This is a genomic window from Halomicronema hongdechloris C2206 (assembly GCF_002075285.3).
Lineage (GTDB): Bacteria > Cyanobacteriota > Cyanobacteriia > Phormidesmidales > Phormidesmidaceae > Halomicronema_B > Halomicronema_B hongdechloris.
In genome coordinates this window covers 155,829-172,955 of record NZ_CP021983.2, presented here as the reverse complement: position 1 = coordinate 172,955, position 17,127 = coordinate 155,829, and the positions used below count along the sequence as shown (strand labels likewise).

Here is a 17,127-nt window from a genome sequence, read left to right as displayed (position 1 = left end):
TCAAACTGGGAAGACAGAGGGGGAGTGAAGAGTGAAGAGTGAAGAGTGAAGAGCTTTTCTGCATTGGGCGCGGCAACCACACCCCTACCCTATTCCCTTTTCCGTTCTCCGCCCTCCCTTCGACTGCGTTGCTCCTACGGAGCCGCTTCGCGAACAGGGCAAGCCGTTCTCCGTTTTCCTTTTCCCCATCACTCCTACCTTCCGGGAAGCCGCTACCGCGTCTACACCCCTAAGCCCTCCGGGCAGGCTCCGCCTTTCTTGAATGCCGTTAGGCTATACACTCCATCACCCCATTACTCCCCCACTCCTCCCACTCCCCCCTCTTCCCGGGACCCAATCCCAGCTCGATCCCGTCCAATAAGCCAGGGGTGCCTGGAAAAATGTCCCATCCTTTTTCAGCATTCTGATGGCAGTGGGGCTCTAGAGTTCTAAGATGGGACTCAGTCAATTTGGCGACCTATTGCATCGAGACCAGAGGGATGGCTTCTCTAAACCAGTCTTGGCAGCAATGACAGCGGCCTTTTGTCGGGGCTCTGGGGATGGCGGCACCAGCGACGGCGGCAGCTCGCTTCGGGCAACGGTCCCTGGATCCAGAGCGGGTAATTGCGATCGCATCGCCGGTGCGCCAGGGCAACTTCCATACCCTGCTGATCCTGCACCAGCTCAGCGATCAGCGTCCTTGCTGGCGGGAGGTCGACCAGACCCCAGTACAGGTGGAGCCCCTGCTGCTGCAGTTTGACTTCAGCGGCATTTGCGATCGCAGCACCGACAGCAACGGCTACTCCGTCCGCGTCAACGGCACCGACCTAGGCACCCGTTACCGCCTGCAGATCGTTCCCCAGCGGGAGGATCTAGTCCTGCAGGCGGTGCCCATTCGCGATCCGGCCCTGCCCACCCTGCCCATCGGCCGTACCCATGGTCAGAGCAATGGCTTCCTTAAAATCGAGTTGGCCCCCGGCTGGCGCCTGACCCAGCGCACCTACAAGGGCGAGGCCCTAGGCCATATCTATCTCAGCCATGACGCCCCGATTGAGGGCCTGGCTACTGCCAGTGACCCAGGACCAGCCTTAGCGACCGCCGCCACGCCAGTGGCCACGAACGAGCCACCGGCCCTATTCGCCAATGCCGCCCAAGCCCTCTATCGCGTTGTCGTCCCCGCCACCAACAGCGCCGCCCTGAATCGGGTCAGGGAGGTGGAACCCGAGGCCTTTCGGACCACCCTCGACGGTCGCTCTGTGATTCAGGTAGGGCTGTTTCGAGAACGAGACCGGGCCGAAGGGATTCGGCAGCAACTGCAGCGCTTGAATTTGCCGGTGCAAATTCTCACCGCCAGTGAGGCCCTGTCGGTGGCCAGCACCCCTGAGGTGCCTGCCATTCCCCAGGGAGAGCTAGTGGTAGTCATCGACCCCGGCCACGGCGGCAGGGATCCGGGGGCCATCGGCATTGCCGGTTTGCAAGAAAAGGGCATCAACCTGGCCATCTCTCAACGGGTACAGCAACAGTTGCAACGCCAGGGCATCACCGTGCTGATGACCCGCAGCGACGATCGCTTCATCGACCTAGAACCTCGAGTGACCTTCGCCGAGCGGGCCCAAGCCGATCTCTTCGTCAGCATTCATGCCAACGCCATCAGCCTCAGCCGTCCCGAGGTCAATGGCTTGGAAACCTACTACTATTCCCTGGGGCAACGCCTGGCCCAAATCATCCACGCCAATATTCTGCGGCGGGTCGACATTGCCGATCGGGGAGTGCGCCAAGCCCGCTTCTATGTCTTGCGGCGGACGTCGATGCCGGCGGTGTTGGTGGAAACCGGCTTTGTCACCGGCCAGGACGATGTCCGACGCCTGCGGGACCCGGCCCAACGAAACCAGATTGCCGGATGGCATCGCCGCCGGCATCTTTGGAGTATTTAGGCCGCTAATTAGCCAGCCAGCAGTTTGATCATGCTTGCCGTTCAGCCTTGCGAGCCAGTAACCGATCTCGCCAAACCCTGCGGGTCAAATCGAACCTGATTCATTTGGCGAATTTCTTGCGCTTGCTGCTGACGCTGTTTGAGATAAGCGTCTACTTCCTGCTGATGATTTAGATAGTAGGCAATTGAAGCGTAAACATCACCCAACCTCAAGGATGGGTAACGATGGACAATTTCCTCTGCCGTGGCACCCTGCTTAAACGCAGCGACGATGGTATCTAAGGTCACCCGGGTTCCACCAACCCTGACCACGCCATCAGGGTTAACTGCCAAAGGAGCAGGTTCCGATAGGATTGCAAGGGACATAGCAAGAAGTTAAGTCAAGCTATTCAAATTTAGCCAACAGCGGCGGGAATCTTGTCACATTAGCCGCTCAGCAGCGCTTCTACAAACTCATAGCTGGAAAAGGGCCGCAGATCCTCGATGCCTTCCCCGGCGCCGATGAAACGGATGGGCAACCCCAGTTGATTCACCACCGCCAGGGCTACGCCTCCCTTGGCGGTGCCGTCTAACTTGGTCAACACCACGCCGCTGAGATTAGCGACCTCCGAGAAGACCTGGGCCTGGCGCAGGCCGTTCTGCCCCAGGGTGGCATCCAGCACCAGCAGGGATTCTACCTGGGCATCGGGGGCCTTGCGGTCGATGATGCGCCGTACCTTGGCCAGCTCTTCCATCAAGTTTTTCTTATTCTGCAGGCGGCCAGCCGTATCCACTAGGAGCAGTTCAGTGCCGCGGGATTGAGCCGATGCGATCGCATCGAATACCACCGCCGCCGGATCCGTATTCTTACCGGGATTGGCAATCACCTCCACCTGGCTGCGGGCGCCCCAGGCCTTCACCTGCTCTACGGCAGCGGCCCGAAAGGTATCGGCAGCCGCAATCAGGCAACTGTAACCGGATTTCCTGGCGATGTGGGCCAACTTACCGATGGTGGTGGTCTTACCGGCCCCGTTCACCCCCGTTATCAACCAGATATTCAGCCGCTCTCTCTCAGGCACAAATCCCAAATTAGGCGCTCCCGCCAGCGGGCTGTCCAACATGTCCCGCAGAATCGACTTCAGGTAGTTGATGGCCTGATCTGGCGGCAATGTCTCTTGCCGTAATCGCTCCTGCAGGGCATCTATCACCCGGTCGGTGGCCTCAATGCCCACATCGGCCTGCAGCAACAGCGACTCAATCTCCAGTACCGCATCTTGGTTCAGGGGGCCCTGGCCGACCACAGACTTGAGTTGATTCACCAGGCCGCGGCGAGTCTTGTCGAGCCCTTGGCGCAGGCGGTTTAGCCAGGTAATTTCTTCCTCAGACACCTGATCGGGGCGGCGCCCTTGGGCGGCCAACACCTCTGCTGACCACAAAAACGCCTCATCCAATGCCAGGGGCGACTCCGGTGCAGCCGCCGGCGCAGCTGCTGGCTTCGGGGCCGACTCTACTGCCGCCTCTTGCTGCAAGCGCTCTAGCCGCTGTTGCCGTTCGGTATCGGCCTTGGCCCAAAAAGGAGTGGCAGCCGGGGCCGCGGTGTCTGCTGTTGGCGGCGGCTCAGGAGCGGCTTGGCTGTCCTCAGCAGTGGCCGGCTGGCCGGCCCGTTGCTGCCGAAGAGACTGGTAGGCAGCCTTGGCCCAGGCTAGATAGTCATTGCTAGATTCTGGTGCCGACTGGGAGGTGTCATCACTCTGGGCAGACTGCTCAGAAGCGTCGTCACTCTGGGCGGCCTGCTCCGCAGCCTCGTCAGCAGCATCAGCAGATTTGGAGTCGTTGTCGTAGCGGCGGCTAAACCAGTTAAAACCTAACATGAACTATCGCGGCCAATGCGCCTTAGATACCAGCAGAGACTCTAACTATTATGAGGCTACTATAGCGAAGTAACGGTACCGAAGAGTTTCCCGGCCGCGAAGATGGCCCCCCGTCCCTAGGCCGAAGGAGACGTATCCGCCGCGGCCATGCGAGATGACCGAGCATTGGCATTCACCACTCGGCGCAGGACTCCGTTGATGAATCGATGTCCTTCGTCGCCGCTATAGCGTTTAGACAGTTCCACCGCTTCATTGATCGCCACCCGATCAGGCGTGCCCAGGTATTGAATATCCACGATGGCCAAGCGCAAGATGTCACGATCGATGCGGGCCAAGCGCTTCACCTGCCAGGCTATCATCACTTGATCTAGCTGCTCGTCTATGGTGTCAATCTGCTGGGCCACGTTCGTCAACAACTCCAGGGCAAAGTTGCGCACCGCTTTGCGATTGGTAAGTTGAATGAACTCCGGCAACTCCAGGGCCATGCCGAGGCGGTTGATAGCAGTCTGCGTCAGGGCAATGGCATCTTGCACCATGGTGCGAGCCCCCTGCACATCGGTGGCCTGAATGTCACTGGCCACCAGTCGCTCGTCGCTGCGCTGCAACTCGGCAGCGGCAGATTCTAGGGTATCGCGGGCCTCTAGGGTGAGGGTCTGCACCGCCGCTTGCAACAGGGTGTCAAGATCTTGCTGTTGTAATTTCTCGGGGCGATCAGGTAGTTGGCTCATGCCCAATAGAGCCAATTCACGAGCGATTCGACGAGCCTGCATCATAGATGTATCCTTTAATCGTCCTCTTAATCGTCCTCTACCTGCAACATAGAGAGAGACTGCCGTCCCCGCTCCGTCATCGGTTGGTTCAGAGGCATCATGGGGGTGGCCATGCTTTCCTGGGTGGCCCGCATTAATCGCTCAGAAGGGATTGATGCGGCCAGGTCAGGCCCCACGATGCCCCCCGACAGCAACACCTTGAAGGCATCCTCAATGGAAATGGAGAGGTTGATCACATCCTCTTCCGGCACCACGGCATACCAGCCACTGGTGGGGTTGGGAGTGGTGGGCACGAAAATGCTTAGCATCTGGGGCATTCCGGTTGTGCCGGCGGTAATCGCACCGGTGACGAAGGCAATGGCCCAGAGGCCCCGACGGGGATATTCCACCAGCACCACCCGCCGGAAGCGGGTCTTGGAGTCTTGAAATAGGGTCTGCAACAGTTGCTGCAAGGTCTTGTAGACAGACCCAGCCAAGGGGATGGACTGGAGAATGCGTTCCCCCAGATCTAGCAGCCAGCGCCCCACGATGTTGCGCGCCATGAGGCCGATCAGCAGAATGGCCAACATGGGCACGGCCAACCCGACCAACAGGTTGATCATGTCGATCAGGATGGGGTGGAGGCCAGTAAATGGATTCAGCTGCTTCGGGAACCGGGTCAGAAAGCGAATCACCCAATTGGCCACCGTAATCGTCAGCCAAATGGTCGTGGCCAGTGGAATGATCACCAACAGGCCAGCGATCAAGTCGTTCTTCAAATCTTGCTTAAACTTCTGAAGCACGGGCAATCCACACCGACAGATTAGGTTGACCTAGGAAAACGGAAAGCTAGCTACCTTACTTATTGTAGGAACTGAGTCTGGGAATCCTGACACTCTGCTTCCATAGCCGAGGTTGGACATGACGCCATAGGGCCGCAATGGAGCCGAGACCCCTGGAGCCTATTCGCTGCATGGCACTAGTTACATTGTAAACATTTGTTTACTTAGTTGCGATCGCATCGCTGGGTGCCATCAGGTGATCACTATATCCTATGGCAAATAGGTAACAAATGTGACCAATGACTCTGTCCCCTGCGCAGCTAGGGACAAACGCCGGCAACTGGGGGCATCCTTCCTACTGAGCGCCGAGGCGCAACACCTGCCGGGCCAGGTTGAGATAAATTAACACGCCCAGCACATCCACCACCGTGGTAATAAACGGTGCCGACATCAGGGCCGGATCGAAGCCCACGGTTTGGAACAAAAATGGCAAGGAAGCCCCAGCCGTAGAGGCCAGAATCGAAATCCCCACTAGGCTCACCCCCACTGTGATCGAGACCGCCAGATTGCCCTGCAAGACATAGGCCCAGACCATGACCACAATCCCCAGCATGATGCCCAGAAATGCCCCGGCAATGGCCTCCCGACGAATCACATTCAGGGCATTGCGACTCTGAATGGCATCGGTATTGAGTCCCCGGATCACCACCGTCGAGGACTGGGCCCCGACGTTGCCGCCGGTGCCGATTAGCAACGGAATAAAAGCCGCCAACACCACCACCTGCTCCAGGACCGATTGCTGGCTGCGAATGACGGCGGTGGTGAAGGTGTTAGTCACCAGCAACACCGACAACCACACCACCCGCTTGCGGGCCACCGTCAGTAGGTTGGTTTGAAAATAATTGTCGCCGCCGGATTGCACCCCGCCCAGGGCGTAGATATCTTCGGTGGTTTCTTCTTCCAGCACATCGATGACATCGTCCACGGTGATGATGCCCACCAGGCGATGCTCGGTATCCACCACGGGCACCGCCAGAAAGTCGTAGCGCTGGATCAAACGGGCCACCTCTTCTTGGTCGGTGCCGGTTTGCACCGACACCGCTTCCCGGGTCATGAGGTTGCCAATCTTCTCGTCGGGCTGGCCAATCACCAGATCCCGCAAGGATAGGATGCCGGTGAGGCGCCGGGCGGCATCGGTGACATAGAGGTAGTAAATGGTTTCACTGAGGTGGGCCCGATTGCGAATGTGATCGAGGGCGCGGGCAATGGTCCAGCCCTCTTTCAGGGAGATATATTCCGGGGTCATGATGCGCCCGGCGGTGCCCGCCTCGTAGCCCAGCAGCAGGGACGTAGCCTGCCGCTCTTGGGGGCTCATGTGCTTGAGTAACTGCCGCACGATCTTGGCGGGCAATTCGTCGAATAAGCGGGCCCGATCGTCAGGGGACATCTTATCGACGATGTCGAGGACATCCTGACGTTTGAAGTCTTCCACCAGGGATTGCTGCACGCTGGAGTCGAGATTCTCGTAGACCTCAATCGCTTCATCCTTCCCTAACAGCCGAAAGGCAATGGCTTGCATCGCCTCCGGCAGGCCCTCAATGGCTTCGGCAATGTCGGCAGGTTGAACTGGCACCAGCAGCGCTTTGGCCCCCTGGAAGTTGCTCTGCTCCAGGAGCATCTGCAGTTGCGATCGCACCAGTTCCCGCAATTCCCGGCGGGAAACGGTAGTCTGTGCCGTTACCGAAGAATTTTGGGCCTCAGTCAATGCTCATGTTCCTTCTACAGCGAATGATGTGTTGCCTATAGTCTAGTGGCCTCTGCCCCTAGAGAGAAGCCATCAGACGGCTAAGCCTGTACTTTGACTGCCGGCTGCTAGCCCCGTCTTGGCCCCAATAAAAAAACTCCGACCGCAGGGCCGGAGTGGGTGTGGGTAGGTGCGGTCAAGGGTTGTGGAACGTCCGGAGAGAAAATGTTAGTGGCTATAGCGCCCGCCTCGATGGGGTAGCCCTAGGCCCAAGGATTGGGGCCGAGCCTGACCCGACAAGGCTTGCCGATGCATGCCGCGACCCGGGCCAAGGCCTTCGGCGGGCATAATCGGCAGAATGGGGGGAAACGCCTGATAGGGGAGGCCGCGATACGTCGGCTGCATGGTGGAAAACTCCAGAGAGAGGGGGTAATGGAGTCAATACCCAGGGGAGGTGGGGTGGGGGGACAACTCCTTGTGTGTATGACTACATGATGCCGGGGTTCTCAGCGGAGGACCGTGATGCCTGTCGCCCCATTGCGGTGATCTGATAGACACAACGGTGTGATTTCCGTCGAGGTCGATGCCATCACCAACCCAGGACCGGCCTACTATATGATCAACTGCGCCCATCCCACCCACTTCGTCGACACCCTCACCCCTGGAGCCCCCTGGCTAGAGCGAATTCGGGGACTGCGGGCCAATGCCTCCACCAAGAGCCACGCCGAGTTGGATGAGGCTGACACCCTAGACGATGGCAACCCGGAGGAACTGGGGAGCCAATACCGCCAGCTCAAGCAGGTGCTGTCCCAGTTGAATGTGCTAGGAGGCTGTTGCGGCACCGATGAGCGCCATGTGGAGGCCATCTGCCAGGCCTGCCTGCCGGTGTTCTGGAGTCACCTGGCCACGGCTAGACTGGCTTAGCGCTAAGGAACCTAGCATCAACCTAGTCCAGCTCTAGGGAGTAACCGAGACCCCGGCCCTGGAGCTGGACTCAGCAGCCCTCATGGCAGACCCTGCAGCTACCAGAACTGTACCCTGGCCACCCGGGAGACTGCCATCGCCGCTATGATGGTGGCCTTTCCCGTAGTCGTCGTCACCGCCGAGCCGGAAGCAGATCCGGTGCTGACCCCGACAGCCAGCTGGAAGCCCCCGACAGCTACTACATCTGCGGGGATGAATCAAATCGCACCGCGGGGCTATAGTGGAAGCGACATTTGCCACCCCTAGCCCCAGCCATGGCCCATCCCCCCCTCAACGTCTTCATTTCCTACTCCCACAGAGACGAAGCCCTGAAAGCAGAACTGGAAGTCCACCTGTCTCCGCTGAAACGGCAGCGGCGGATTCAACCCTGGCAGGATCGACAGATTGAAGCCGGCACCGAGTGGAACCAGCAGATTCTAAACGCTCTGGATGCTGCCGATATCATTCTGCTGCTGATTAGCCCTCAGTTTATTAACTCAGAATTTTGCTTCGACAAGGAAATGCAGCGGGCCCTGCAACGGCATCAGCATGGCACTGCCCGGGTGATTCCCATCATCCTGAGGCCAACGGATTGGCAGGACTCTCCCTTCGGGAAGCTACAGGTATTGCCCAAAGACGGCCAGCCCATCACCCGGTGGGACGACCGCGATGAAGCCTTCCTCAACGTGGTTCGGGGAATTCGCCGCGCCGTCGATACCCTGGCCCCCGCCGCCGCCGCCGCAGACGATGGCTGGGCTACCCCACCCAATGCTTCTTCCCCCTCTTCCCCCTCGTCTAATCCAGGCCTCACCATTCCCCAAGACCGGCTGGGGTTGTACAAGTTCGTCCAGGCCCTACCCGTCACCCAGTTCGACTCCCTGATCTTTGTCTTGAACCCGCCTAAGGGCAATGTGCCCCCAGCCAGTGCCGCCCTGGGCCAGCGGGTGGCCGCCCTATTCGAATGGCTGGAGAGCCCCATCGGCCCCGGCTTAGATTCCCTCCGCTCGGCCCTTAGCCAAGTAATCACAGACCCTTAACCGCCCCTCCCGCAACCAGCCGCCCAGCGGTAGAGGGGTCTGCCAGGGCAACTCCCGACTCTACAGCCGTCTCGCCGCTGCCGGAGCCGAGACCCGCCTGTGCCCGCTCTGATCGCAACCAGAAGACCTTGGTAGCCGCCGTCTGGACCGAGGTCAACGACCGCCTGCGGCAATCGCTGCACAATGCCATCCTGATTCGCCTGGATATGGCCGACCAGCGCCACCAGGTCAGCCGCCCCTGGGATAGCCAGCTGGTCACCGCCGACAAGACCGCCAAACCCATAGCTCCTGGCACCGCCATCGCCGATGTCTTTGACCGCTCCGACGTGGGGGGCAAATTGCTGATCTGGTCAGGTCCCAAGGAAAACCCTCCGGGAGACCACTGACAAATGTCGGGATTTGCCTCAGTAAGATCCCGCGGTCAGCCCCTAAAGACGCGATCGCAACGCACACTATCCTGCCGTGGTGGAGCTAGAGGGTGATGGAGTTGGGGAAAGGTGCGATCGCATCGAGTAACAGCGGCCATTGATCAGTACTATTGCGATTTTGCTCGATAAAATCCAAGCATTATTTATCAAAAACGCGATCGCAGCCAGTATCGTCGCGGCGTTGGCGAGTTGAAGCGTGATGAGATTGGAAAGAGATGCGATGGCAGCGAGTTGAAGCGTGAAGAGGGCTGGGCTATGGTTTACCTGCCCAGCCGGATGCCACTGCATAAGTCCTGAGGGGGATGGAAAAGTAGAAAGAAAGTGGTGATTATACAATGGCAAAGACATGGCGAATGTGACACCGATGCGATCGCAACGGCGATGACGGATCCCCAGGACTCTACCCAGTCCTCTGGCCCTTCCCTGACCGGACGTGTAAAAAACCTCTGGCGCCGCACCAGTCGCGGCCTGTAGTCGCCCTACCTTGGCAGCAAATGGGCCAGGCGATACTGAGTTGGTTCGACATCAGTGATGAGCGGGTGGCCGAGATCTTGGCAGCGGTGCGGGACGAACTGCCCGTCACCGAAGCCCTGCTGATCGGCAAACCCCAGCCGGGCAAGAGTTCCCTGGTGCGGGGGTTGACCGGGGTATCGGCAGCCATCGTCGACCAGGGCTTTCGCCCCCATACCCAACACACGGAACGCTATGCCTATCCCTCGGAAGAACTGCCCCTGCTGATTTTTACCGACACCGTGGGGCTGGGAGAAGCCCATCAGGATATGCAGGCCCTGATTCAAGAGTTAATCGACGATCTGCGGCGTCCCAGCAACAGGCCCGCATCCTGATTCTCACCGTCAAGGGGACCGACTTCGCCGTCGATACCCTGCTGCAGCTGGTCAGCCAGATCAAGCAAGCCTATCCCCGGCTGCCCTGCCTGCTGACCATCACCTGTCTGCATGAGCTTTATCCCCCTGAGTACCTGTGGAAACACTGTAGGGTAGGCATTGAGGGTCAACGATATGTGTTGCCACCCATGTAATAGCCAATACCTACCGTTCTCCTGAGACAGGTGGTGGGCATTGCCTCTTGCGGTAACCAAATGATGGGAAAGAAGAGTCCCATGATTCCGGGGAGGGCGATCTGCATCCTGCCGAAGTTTACTCCCTGGATTCCCGCCGCTGCGGGAATGACAATCATGAAAGGCTCCCAGACAACTAACTGAACGCGAAAAAGAATCCCGTCATTATCATTGGGAGGCATCCCGAGATAGATAGCTGTCGGGATATGGTGATTGAAACGGTTGCCATGCCTGAGGGGATGGGGTGGTGTTGCGTTATAACGAAGAAACCCAAGAGGTGGTGGGCCTGACGGTGATTGGTCTGCGGGCTAATCGGAAAACTGCTCAAGGCTTTCGATGAGAGCCTGCCAGGGCTCATCTTTATTGAGTAGGACGATCGCGTTCCCGACTTTTTTGATGTAAACTTCGGTGCCATTGAATTGAAAGGCCGCAGGCAACACCACGACCTGCCCGTCTTCGTTTGTCAGTAGCTTGGCTGTTTCCATAATGGTTGCTCCTCAACCTGCTAACCCTAGCGTACTGTTTTTAACCCTGACCGTAGGTAGGCAATAGCATTGGCGTAGCCGCCCCCGTGGGGCATCGCTCCCCAGATAAAACGCTATGAGGATTAGGTTGGGAGTTGGGGGAGGAGTGCGATCGCATTGTGGTTTGCAGGAAGATCACGATTCCCGAATTTCACCAATGGGTAAAGAACGAACTCGAATTCTGGCTTGTTCGATGACGACGATACTTCCCTCTTCTAGAGCGGGTGTGACCGTCGGTAAGTTTTTCAACAGCAGGGCGAGCTGGCGTTGCGGACTTCGTTCTGAGCCCCGACGAAACAGGAGTACCGAAGGATACTTGGTTTGTCTTTGCGATAGTAATGTCCCAAAGTCGGTGTCAGCTGACAAAACCGCTCGCTCTTCTGAGGCTGCCCGATCAAAAATTTCGGCATCGGCTGCCGCCTGCATACCATAGTCGCGAACGTGAACAGCGTCATACCCTACGTCTCGCAGTCCTGCCGCAATAAGAGGCGACAAGGCGTTATCGACGAGGTATTTCATGCTGATAAGAGGGGCAGTTCGCGTTCTTGAACGGCTTGCGCGGCGTAGCGTAGCGCCTCATAAAGGTCTTGAGGCTCCAAGTCAGGGTAGGCAGCAAGGATATCGTCTGGCTGCATGGCTTCGGCAAACATCCCGACAACCGTCGCGACGGGAATGCGTAAGCCTCTAATGCAAGGGACTCCACCCATTTGGTCAGGATGGACGGTAATGCGGGTAAACCTCATGCTTTCCCTCCTGGTAAGTCTTGCTGTTGACCTTAATACAAGTGTCTCAAATATCTAATTAAATGGGCGATCGCTGAGAATCGGTATCTGCAATTGAAAGCTAAGCTGACAGCGTTGGCGTAGCCGCCCCCGCAGGGCATCGCTCCTCCAGTGCGAAAGCGAAGGGACTTGGGGGCGATCGCTTGCATCCCCATCTTTAGGCAAAGACTCGGTAGCGCGATCTCGAAGAGTGGAGAGCGATCGCCAGCTAGCGAGGGCTAAGATAAGCACAAGACATTGGCGTATCGGCAATGAAGCTAGACCGCATTACCAGCAACCCCAATCGGATGAATGGTCAGCCTTGCATCCGCAATCTTCGGCTGACAGTTCGTCGAGTGATTGAGCTACTCTGACCGTGCAGAGCTCCTTCAAGAATTTCCAGAACTTGATGAAGAAGATATTCAGCAAGCAGAGCAAGGGCAGATACCATTGACCTTTCAGACAGCCAGCTTCAAACCCTACAAGACCTGGCAAACGCGCAAGGCATCGAGCTGGACGCCCTATTGCGGGCAAGTTTAGTTGACTGGCTCACTTCTCAAAAAACAGATTTCGTGGATGCTGCCGACACTGTCCTCACCAAGAATGCGGAACTCTATCGGCGTCTAGCGTAATGCGCTACCTGAGCTTGATAGAAGTCTTAGAACTGCAACGAATGGTGCTGGCGATGGCATCTGGCGAAATGAAGCGGAAAGCTTTTGTCGCCTGGTTACAGCAACATGCCATTCATGGGTAACCCTATCAACGAGGGCATTGGGTTTGACGGTGGCTTAGCTATAGGCCCAGAGCCGAAACGGGTGATTTTCAGGGTGGAGGATGCGATCGCATTCAGTCCATCTTTACACAGGGACTTGCTAGCGCGATCGCGTAAACTTTACGCCGCCAAAAGTGGGACTCCCAGCGCTTGCAAATCAACCGTTTCTACGTTTTTAGAATAGTTGTCTAACGTAATGGCAACGACCTTGCCATCACTGTCATAGTCCAAAATCAAATCATCCGTAATCGCGTCCGTTGCCACGACAGGTTGCGTCGTCAGTTCAATGGCTAGGGTATCGGTATCAGGGAAATATTGGATCTTCATCTGGGTTCTTCACCTCGCTGCTGACGTTTATAGAAGTTGCGATCGAAGAAAGCATTGTGAACGGTTTTACCATCCTCTAATGTGATCACCCGTAGAACACGGTTTCCCGCTTCTTCAATATTGCCCCAATGGGCAATTCGCTGATTGGGCTGCTGCTGTATCCTAATCGGGTTCACTTCACCCTTTCAATCCATGCTCGCTCAACTTCAGGATGTTTCTGCGAAGCAAAGTTGTCAAAATAGCGAGTGGTTTTGAGCATAGCCTAATTATAAGGCTGGTTTCTGGCAGCGCGATCGCCCTGCGAACTGCTTAGGGCTTCCGATGGTTTCAAAGCCAAGATTTCTTCAGCAGACGGCAAATTTGCCAAAACCTCCAGCACCTCTGACAGCCTCGAAAATCCAGGTTGGCCTTGAGCATTCCATTCTCGTAAGCCTAACTCCAAAATCTCTGGCAGTTTGTCTTGTAGAGGGCTGAGTCACAGCGCCAACTCATCCGGAACATCGACACTGATTTGCATGGTTAAGTATTAGGACAACCAATAATCCTCATACTAGCCCAACCTTCTTGTCGCCCCGTCGCGATCGCCCTACAGACAGGCTAGCGCCAACGGGATGGAGGTTGAGGGCGATCGCTTACGGCACTACCTTTATGCTGGAACTTGGTAGAGCGATCGCGGTATTAAACTCGCGATGAATAGAGCTCATCAACACTGGGCTGACGGAGAATTCACGGTCCCTAGTCGGTCTTAAACCGGCAAGTGCCACAATACATTTAAGCGATCGGTACTCCCCATCATGACCCGCGAAGAACTCCTATCTCGCATTTCGAGTCGTTGAACTTGGATCAGGGTCATCGGATGTTGAGCCGCTTGGCGAACCTGATTGAGGTTTCTAATCGTGTGCATATCTAAAAACTGCTTGGAGAAGGACGCTCCAACTGCTAGCTCCGTTGCCTATTTCTGCGCCCCTCAAGCTACACGTTAGGCGACAGGCAACCTCTCTCAGTAGCCACTCACTCATAAAATTCGGATAGTAGGGTGGATTTACTCAAGAAGAGCATGGCTATGAACATCACCTTAGAGCTACCTTCAGAGCTAGAGCCCGAACTGTCCACTGAAGCATCTCAGCTTAAACTGCCTTTGGCAGAGCTCGTAGAGTGAGCATTATCTTGTTCAAAATCTTTGCTAACCTACACTCAAACTATAATGCCCACCGCTGAAAAAATTGGTGGGTAAACAAAGCTTACAGGCACCAGCGAGGGTTATCCATTCTGGTTTTGCCCACGCTACCTACTTCGCTGACGATATCGTTTACAGAAGAGGGTTATGGCGAGTTAGCCACCAGGTCTCGAAAAGATATCAGCGCTTGCCGGTGGCGATCGGCGGCGACCCAGGTAAAGTCATTGTGGTCGGCCCCGGCTACCCAGAGGGCCTGTTTCGGCTCCGGGGCGGCGGCATAGAGTTGGTGACCGTGTTCGATGGAAATGGTGCGGTCTGCCTCTCCATGCATGATCAGCACCGGGCACTGGACCTGGCGTATCTTACGGCGGTTGGCAAATTTATCGAAGGGCAGTAGCGGAAACGGCACCACCACCCGAAATACGGAGGTGAAGGTGCTCTCTAGAATTAGACCAGCAATCCGATGGCGTGTGGCTAATTCCGTGGCAGTGCCGCCGCCTACGGAGCGACCGTAGGCGATGATCCGCTCCGCTGGCACCTGGAGCTGTTGGCTCAGGTAAGTGTAGGCGGCATCGGCATCGGCATAAGCATGACGTTCGCTGGGACGGCCATCGCTGGTGCCATAGCCGCGGTAATCGTAGGCCAACACACTGAAGCCCCAGCTATGGAACCGCTGCAATTGCGGCCGAATGACGCCTAGATCTTCGGCATTGCCGTGGCTGTAGAGCAGGGTATAGCGAGCCTGGAGGTTGGGTAGGTAGATGGCGGAGATGCGCTCTGTGTCGGTGACTGGGACTTTGAGGATGTCGTCGGTATCTTGGTAGCTGGCCGGTGGCGGCAGGAACAGCATGCTGTCGGCTCGGAAGAAGACATACAGGGCAAATAGGATATAGATGAGCAGCAGCGATCGCATCAGTCTGGTCCAGCTGAGGTCTCCGATAATCAGGGTTGTCAGTAATGATCTAGCCATTGGCCATTGTCTGCTTTGCTACCCTGAAGACAAATGAGCTTGGGGATCACATCATGGCTACTCTATCGCAACAGTCCTGTGTCCCTTGCCGGGGAGACTCGCCGCCGGTGACAGAGGCGGAAAAGGCAGAGCTGATGCCCTCAATTCCAGATTGGCAAATCATTGATGTCGAGGGGACGCCCCAGCTACAGCGAGTGTATCGCTGCAAAAACTTCCAGCAGGCCCTGGCCCTAACTGTGCAGGTGGGAGAAGCGGCCGAGGCCGAGGGCCATCATCCAGCCTTGCTGACTGAGTGGGGACGGCTAACTGTGACCTGGTGGACCCATGCCATCGGTGGGCTCCATCGCAATGACTTTATCATGGCGGCGAAGACCGATGAGATTGCCCAGGCGGTGCTGACCCAGTGATTCCAGTTCTCGCAGGGCTTGATGCGTAGAATTCGTCACGGATCGTAATTTCCGTAACGGAATTTTCCTGAGGCCCTGCCTATGCTTGAAACGGTAGGCCCAAATGTCAAGGAACCTTAACGACATCCAAAGATAGTTTGGGAATCGATGCGGTTTCCCGCAGACTGAGGGATACTACTGACAACTGATAAATCAACCCGTTCAATCAACCCGTTAAATTCAGCCGTTCAATCTGCTTATACCCCGTTTAGCCTGGCAACCGCGAGCCAGGCTTTTTTATAGCCACTGCCACAATGTTTTGTGCGGTGGCGAGCCAGTCAATCTCCCTAGATTGGGCCATTGGGCGATCAGTCATGTCCTAAGCTGACTGGCCCACGCTATATGTCTGGGTCAACGCTCACCGCTGCCGCCTGGAGGGGGTCAAGGGGTATGTTGGATCTGGCTGTTCTGGAGGAGGGCAGATGGTGCAATGGCCTCAGACCGGTCCCTCGGGACCGACGCAACCCCGGCGCATTGGTGTGATTGGTGGCGGGCAGCTGGCCTGGATGATGGGGCCAGCGGCCGAGACATTAGGGTTAGAGTTGGTGGTGCAGACCGGCAGTCAGCAGGATCCGGCCGTGGCCATCGCTGCCGACACCATCCTTGTCCCCGTGGCCGATGCCCAGGGCACTCGCGCCTTGGCTGCCCAATGCGATGTGGTCACCTTCGAGAATGAATTTATCGACTTGGCCGCCCTGAAAGCCCTAGCGGCAGAGGGGGTAATCTTCTATCCGCAGCTGTCGGTGTTGGCTCCTGTGCTCGACAAGTATGACCAGCGCCAGTACTACCAGCACATTGGCCTGCCCAATCCCCCCTATGTCCCCCTTACCTCGCCAGCCGATCTGTCAGGATTAGCCGAGCAGGCCGACACCATTGGGTTTCCCTTGGTAATGAAGACCCGACGCTTGGGCTACGACGGCTATGGCACCTTCATCCTCAAGACCCTAGACGACCTACAGGCGGCCTGGGCCCAGACTGGCTATGCGCCGGTGCTACTGGAAGCCTTTATTCCCTTCACTAAGGAACTGGCGGTGATGGTGGCCCGTTCGGTCTCGGGCGAGATTGCTGTCTACCCCACCGTAGAAACTCAGCAGGTCGACCAGGTCTGTCGCCGGGTGATGGCGCCAGCGGCCGTGGCTCCAGAGGTACACCAGCAGGTCGAGCACATAGCCCGTACCCTGGTCGAGCGCCTACAAGCCGTCGGCATTCTGGGGCTAGAGTTCTTCCTCACCCCCGACAACCGGGTGCTGATCAATGAGATGGCTCCCCGCCCCCATAATTCCGGCCACTACACCCTGGATGCCTGTGTCACTTCCCAGTTTGAGCAACAGCTGCGGGCCATTTGCGATCGCACCCTAGGCCCCACCACCCTCACCTGTGCCCAGGCGGTGATGGTGAATCTGCTCGGGTTTGAGCACGGCAGCCACGATTACCAGCCCCAGCGGCAGCAGCTGGCGGCCATCCCCCATGCCCATGTTTATTGGTATGGCAAGGCCGAATCCCGTCCCGGCCGCAAGCTGGGCCACATCACCGTCTGCCTTGAGGCCGAGGCCGACCCCAGGGAGATAATTCAGCAGATCGAAGCCATCTGGTACCCTCGGTAGCCG

The 17,127-nt window shown here is 57.3% G+C and carries 21 protein-coding genes and 4 pseudogenes; 11 read left to right on the top strand and 14 right to left on the bottom strand.

Annotated elements, in window-relative coordinates:
• Positions 1-539: 539 nt before the first annotated feature.
• Positions 540-1,913: a DUF3747 domain-containing protein gene (locus XM38_RS27355; RefSeq protein WP_256995506.1), complete on the top strand. Its 1,374-nt coding sequence runs from the start codon at positions 540-542 to the stop codon at positions 1,911-1,913.
• Positions 1,914-1,941: 28 nt separating this feature from the next.
• Here XM38_RS27355 and XM38_RS00750 read toward each other — a convergent pair.
• The 6 genes and pseudogenes from XM38_RS00750 to XM38_RS25615 all read right to left on the bottom strand — a co-directional run bounded on the left by XM38_RS00750 (position 1,942) and on the right by XM38_RS25615 (position 7,442).
• Positions 1,942-2,278, bottom strand: a pseudogene (locus tag XM38_RS00750) (DUF433 domain-containing protein).
• A 59-nt stretch (positions 2,279-2,337) separates the two neighbouring features.
• Complete coding sequence (ftsY, locus tag XM38_RS00745; protein ID WP_080813245.1) at positions 2,338-3,762, bottom strand: signal recognition particle-docking protein FtsY; 1,425 nt, start codon at positions 3,760-3,762, stop codon at positions 2,338-2,340.
• Between the two features lie 116 nt (positions 3,763-3,878).
• Positions 3,879-4,532, bottom strand: coding sequence for a transcription antitermination factor NusB (nusB, locus tag XM38_RS00740; protein WP_080813273.1), 654 nt, complete (start codon positions 4,530-4,532; stop codon positions 3,879-3,881).
• A gap of 26 nt (positions 4,533-4,558) precedes the next feature.
• Positions 4,559-5,314 (bottom strand): DUF502 domain-containing protein, encoded by a 756-nt coding sequence (locus XM38_RS00735; RefSeq protein WP_080813241.1) that lies wholly within the window; start codon positions 5,312-5,314, stop codon positions 4,559-4,561.
• A 334-nt stretch (positions 5,315-5,648) separates the two neighbouring features.
• Positions 5,649-7,058: a magnesium transporter gene (gene mgtE, locus XM38_RS00730; RefSeq protein WP_088428829.1), complete on the bottom strand. Its 1,410-nt coding sequence runs from the start codon at positions 7,056-7,058 to the stop codon at positions 5,649-5,651.
• A gap of 207 nt (positions 7,059-7,265) precedes the next feature.
• Positions 7,266-7,442: a hypothetical protein gene (locus tag XM38_RS25615; protein ID WP_187329222.1), complete on the bottom strand. Its 177-nt coding sequence runs from the start codon at positions 7,440-7,442 to the stop codon at positions 7,266-7,268.
• Positions 7,443-7,619: 177 nt separating this feature from the next.
• Between XM38_RS25615 and XM38_RS00725 the strand changes: the two are divergent.
• The 6 genes and pseudogenes from XM38_RS00725 to XM38_RS00710 all read left to right on the top strand — a co-directional run.
• Positions 7,620-7,961: pseudogene (locus XM38_RS00725) on the top strand (homocysteine S-methyltransferase family protein); the annotation flags it as partial.
• 144 nt (positions 7,962-8,105) lie between these two features.
• The gene (locus tag XM38_RS25610) at positions 8,106-8,267 is read left to right on the top strand and encodes a hypothetical protein (RefSeq protein WP_187329221.1); all 162 of its coding nucleotides are present in this window, start codon (positions 8,106-8,108) and stop codon (positions 8,265-8,267) included.
• Between the two features lie 8 nt (positions 8,268-8,275).
• Positions 8,276-9,037, top strand: coding sequence for a toll/interleukin-1 receptor domain-containing protein (locus XM38_RS00720; protein ID WP_080813269.1), 762 nt, complete (start codon positions 8,276-8,278; stop codon positions 9,035-9,037).
• Between the two features lie 128 nt (positions 9,038-9,165).
• Entirely contained in the window at positions 9,166-9,423 is a 258-nt protein-coding gene (locus XM38_RS00715) for a hypothetical protein (protein WP_080813238.1), read from the top strand.
• Positions 9,424-9,786: 363 nt separating this feature from the next.
• On the top strand, positions 9,787-9,939 hold the full coding sequence (locus XM38_RS25605; RefSeq protein WP_187329220.1) for a hypothetical protein: 153 nt from the start codon (positions 9,787-9,789) through the stop codon (positions 9,937-9,939).
• Positions 9,940-9,971: 32 nt separating this feature from the next.
• Positions 9,972-10,438, top strand: a pseudogene (locus XM38_RS00710) (GTPase family protein); the annotation flags it as partial.
• 38 nt (positions 10,439-10,476) lie between these two features.
• On the opposite strand, the gene XM38_RS25600 reads toward XM38_RS00710, so the two are convergent.
• The 4 genes from XM38_RS25600 to XM38_RS00695 form a co-directional block, all read right to left on the bottom strand.
• Positions 10,477-10,662, bottom strand: a complete 186-nt coding sequence (locus XM38_RS25600) for a hypothetical protein (RefSeq protein WP_187329577.1) — start codon at positions 10,660-10,662, stop codon at positions 10,477-10,479.
• A gap of 189 nt (positions 10,663-10,851) precedes the next feature.
• Positions 10,852-11,028: an antitoxin gene (locus tag XM38_RS00705; protein WP_080813233.1), complete on the bottom strand. Its 177-nt coding sequence runs from the start codon at positions 11,026-11,028 to the stop codon at positions 10,852-10,854.
• A gap of 174 nt (positions 11,029-11,202) precedes the next feature.
• Positions 11,203-11,586, bottom strand: a complete 384-nt coding sequence (locus XM38_RS00700; RefSeq protein ID WP_088428827.1) for a DUF5615 family PIN-like protein — start codon at positions 11,584-11,586, stop codon at positions 11,203-11,205.
• Positions 11,583-11,810 carry a DUF433 domain-containing protein gene (locus XM38_RS00695; RefSeq protein WP_080813228.1) on the bottom strand — a complete coding sequence of 76 codons (228 nt, stop codon included), beginning with the start codon at positions 11,808-11,810 and terminating at the stop codon, positions 11,583-11,585. The genes XM38_RS00700 and XM38_RS00695 overlap by 4 nt, the downstream gene beginning before the upstream one ends.
• 290 nt (positions 11,811-12,100) lie before the next feature.
• Between XM38_RS00695 and XM38_RS28515 the strand changes: the two are divergent.
• Positions 12,101-12,368: pseudogene (locus XM38_RS28515) on the top strand (DUF433 domain-containing protein).
• Complete coding sequence (locus XM38_RS28510) at positions 12,317-12,460, top strand: DNA-binding protein (RefSeq protein ID WP_225889421.1); 144 nt, start codon at positions 12,317-12,319, stop codon at positions 12,458-12,460. Before XM38_RS28515 ends, XM38_RS28510 begins: the two are co-directional and overlap by 52 nt.
• A gap of 260 nt (positions 12,461-12,720) precedes the next feature.
• Here XM38_RS28510 and XM38_RS00680 read toward each other — a convergent pair whose 3' ends face one another.
• The 4 genes from XM38_RS00680 to XM38_RS00665 all read right to left on the bottom strand — a co-directional run bounded on the left by XM38_RS00680 (position 12,721) and on the right by XM38_RS00665 (position 15,074).
• The gene (locus tag XM38_RS00680; RefSeq protein WP_080813227.1) at positions 12,721-12,927 is read right to left on the bottom strand and encodes a DUF2283 domain-containing protein; all 207 of its coding nucleotides are present in this window, start codon (positions 12,925-12,927) and stop codon (positions 12,721-12,723) included.
• The gene (locus XM38_RS00675) at positions 12,924-13,103 is read right to left on the bottom strand and encodes a hypothetical protein (RefSeq protein ID WP_225889132.1); all 180 of its coding nucleotides are present in this window, start codon (positions 13,101-13,103) and stop codon (positions 12,924-12,926) included. Before XM38_RS00675 ends, XM38_RS00680 begins: the two co-directional genes overlap by 4 nt.
• 569 nt (positions 13,104-13,672) lie before the next feature.
• Positions 13,673-13,831 carry a hypothetical protein gene (locus tag XM38_RS25595; RefSeq protein ID WP_187329219.1) on the bottom strand — a complete coding sequence of 53 codons (159 nt, stop codon included), beginning with the start codon at positions 13,829-13,831 and terminating at the stop codon, positions 13,673-13,675.
• A 418-nt stretch (positions 13,832-14,249) separates the two neighbouring features.
• Entirely contained in the window at positions 14,250-15,074 is an 825-nt protein-coding gene (locus XM38_RS00665) for an alpha/beta hydrolase (RefSeq protein WP_080813223.1), read from the bottom strand.
• Positions 15,075-15,127: 53 nt separating this feature from the next.
• Here XM38_RS00665 and XM38_RS00660 point away from each other — a divergent pair, with 53 nt between their 5' ends.
• Positions 15,128-15,481: a 4a-hydroxytetrahydrobiopterin dehydratase gene (locus XM38_RS00660; RefSeq protein WP_080813265.1), complete on the top strand. Its 354-nt coding sequence runs from the start codon at positions 15,128-15,130 to the stop codon at positions 15,479-15,481.
• 461 nt (positions 15,482-15,942) lie between these two features.
• Positions 15,943-17,124 carry a 5-(carboxyamino)imidazole ribonucleotide synthase gene (locus tag XM38_RS00655; protein WP_080813222.1) on the top strand — a complete coding sequence of 394 codons (1,182 nt, stop codon included), beginning with the start codon at positions 15,943-15,945 and terminating at the stop codon, positions 17,122-17,124.
• Positions 17,125-17,127: the final 3 nt, after the last annotated feature.

What these genes read in the sequence shown, in the direction of transcription:
- XM38_RS27355 (WP_256995506.1), top strand. Translation starts at nt 540, where the DNA reads ATGGCGGCACCAGCGACGGCGGCAGCTCGCTTCGGGCAACGGTCCCTG.
- ftsY (WP_080813245.1), bottom strand. Translation starts at nt 3,762, where the DNA reads ATGTTAGGTTTTAACTGGTTTAGCCGCCGCTACGACAACGACTCCAAA.
- nusB (WP_080813273.1), bottom strand. Translation starts at nt 4,532, where the DNA reads ATGCAGGCTCGTCGAATCGCTCGTGAATTGGCTCTATTGGGCATGAGC.
- XM38_RS25615 (WP_187329222.1), bottom strand. Translation starts at nt 7,442, where the DNA reads ATGCAGCCGACGTATCGCGGCCTCCCCTATCAGGCGTTTCCCCCCATT.
- XM38_RS25610 (WP_187329221.1), top strand. Translation starts at nt 8,106, where the DNA reads ATGATGGTGGCCTTTCCCGTAGTCGTCGTCACCGCCGAGCCGGAAGCA.
- XM38_RS00720 (WP_080813269.1), top strand. Translation starts at nt 8,276, where the DNA reads ATGGCCCATCCCCCCCTCAACGTCTTCATTTCCTACTCCCACAGAGAC.
- XM38_RS25600 (WP_187329577.1), bottom strand. Translation starts at nt 10,662, where the DNA reads ATGATTGTCATTCCCGCAGCGGCGGGAATCCAGGGAGTAAACTTCGGC.
- XM38_RS00705 (WP_080813233.1), bottom strand. Translation starts at nt 11,028, where the DNA reads ATGGAAACAGCCAAGCTACTGACAAACGAAGACGGGCAGGTCGTGGTG.
- XM38_RS00700 (WP_088428827.1), bottom strand. Translation starts at nt 11,586, where the DNA reads ATGAAATACCTCGTCGATAACGCCTTGTCGCCTCTTATTGCGGCAGGA.
- XM38_RS00695 (WP_080813228.1), bottom strand. Translation starts at nt 11,810, where the DNA reads ATGAGGTTTACCCGCATTACCGTCCATCCTGACCAAATGGGTGGAGTC.
- XM38_RS00680 (WP_080813227.1), bottom strand. Translation starts at nt 12,927, where the DNA reads ATGAAGATCCAATATTTCCCTGATACCGATACCCTAGCCATTGAACTG.
- XM38_RS25595 (WP_187329219.1), bottom strand. Translation starts at nt 13,831, where the DNA reads ATGCACACGATTAGAAACCTCAATCAGGTTCGCCAAGCGGCTCAACAT.
- XM38_RS00665 (WP_080813223.1), bottom strand. Translation starts at nt 15,074, where the DNA reads ATGGCTAGATCATTACTGACAACCCTGATTATCGGAGACCTCAGCTGG.
- XM38_RS00660 (WP_080813265.1), top strand. Translation starts at nt 15,128, where the DNA reads ATGGCTACTCTATCGCAACAGTCCTGTGTCCCTTGCCGGGGAGACTCG.
- XM38_RS00655 (WP_080813222.1), top strand. Translation starts at nt 15,943, where the DNA reads ATGGTGCAATGGCCTCAGACCGGTCCCTCGGGACCGACGCAACCCCGG.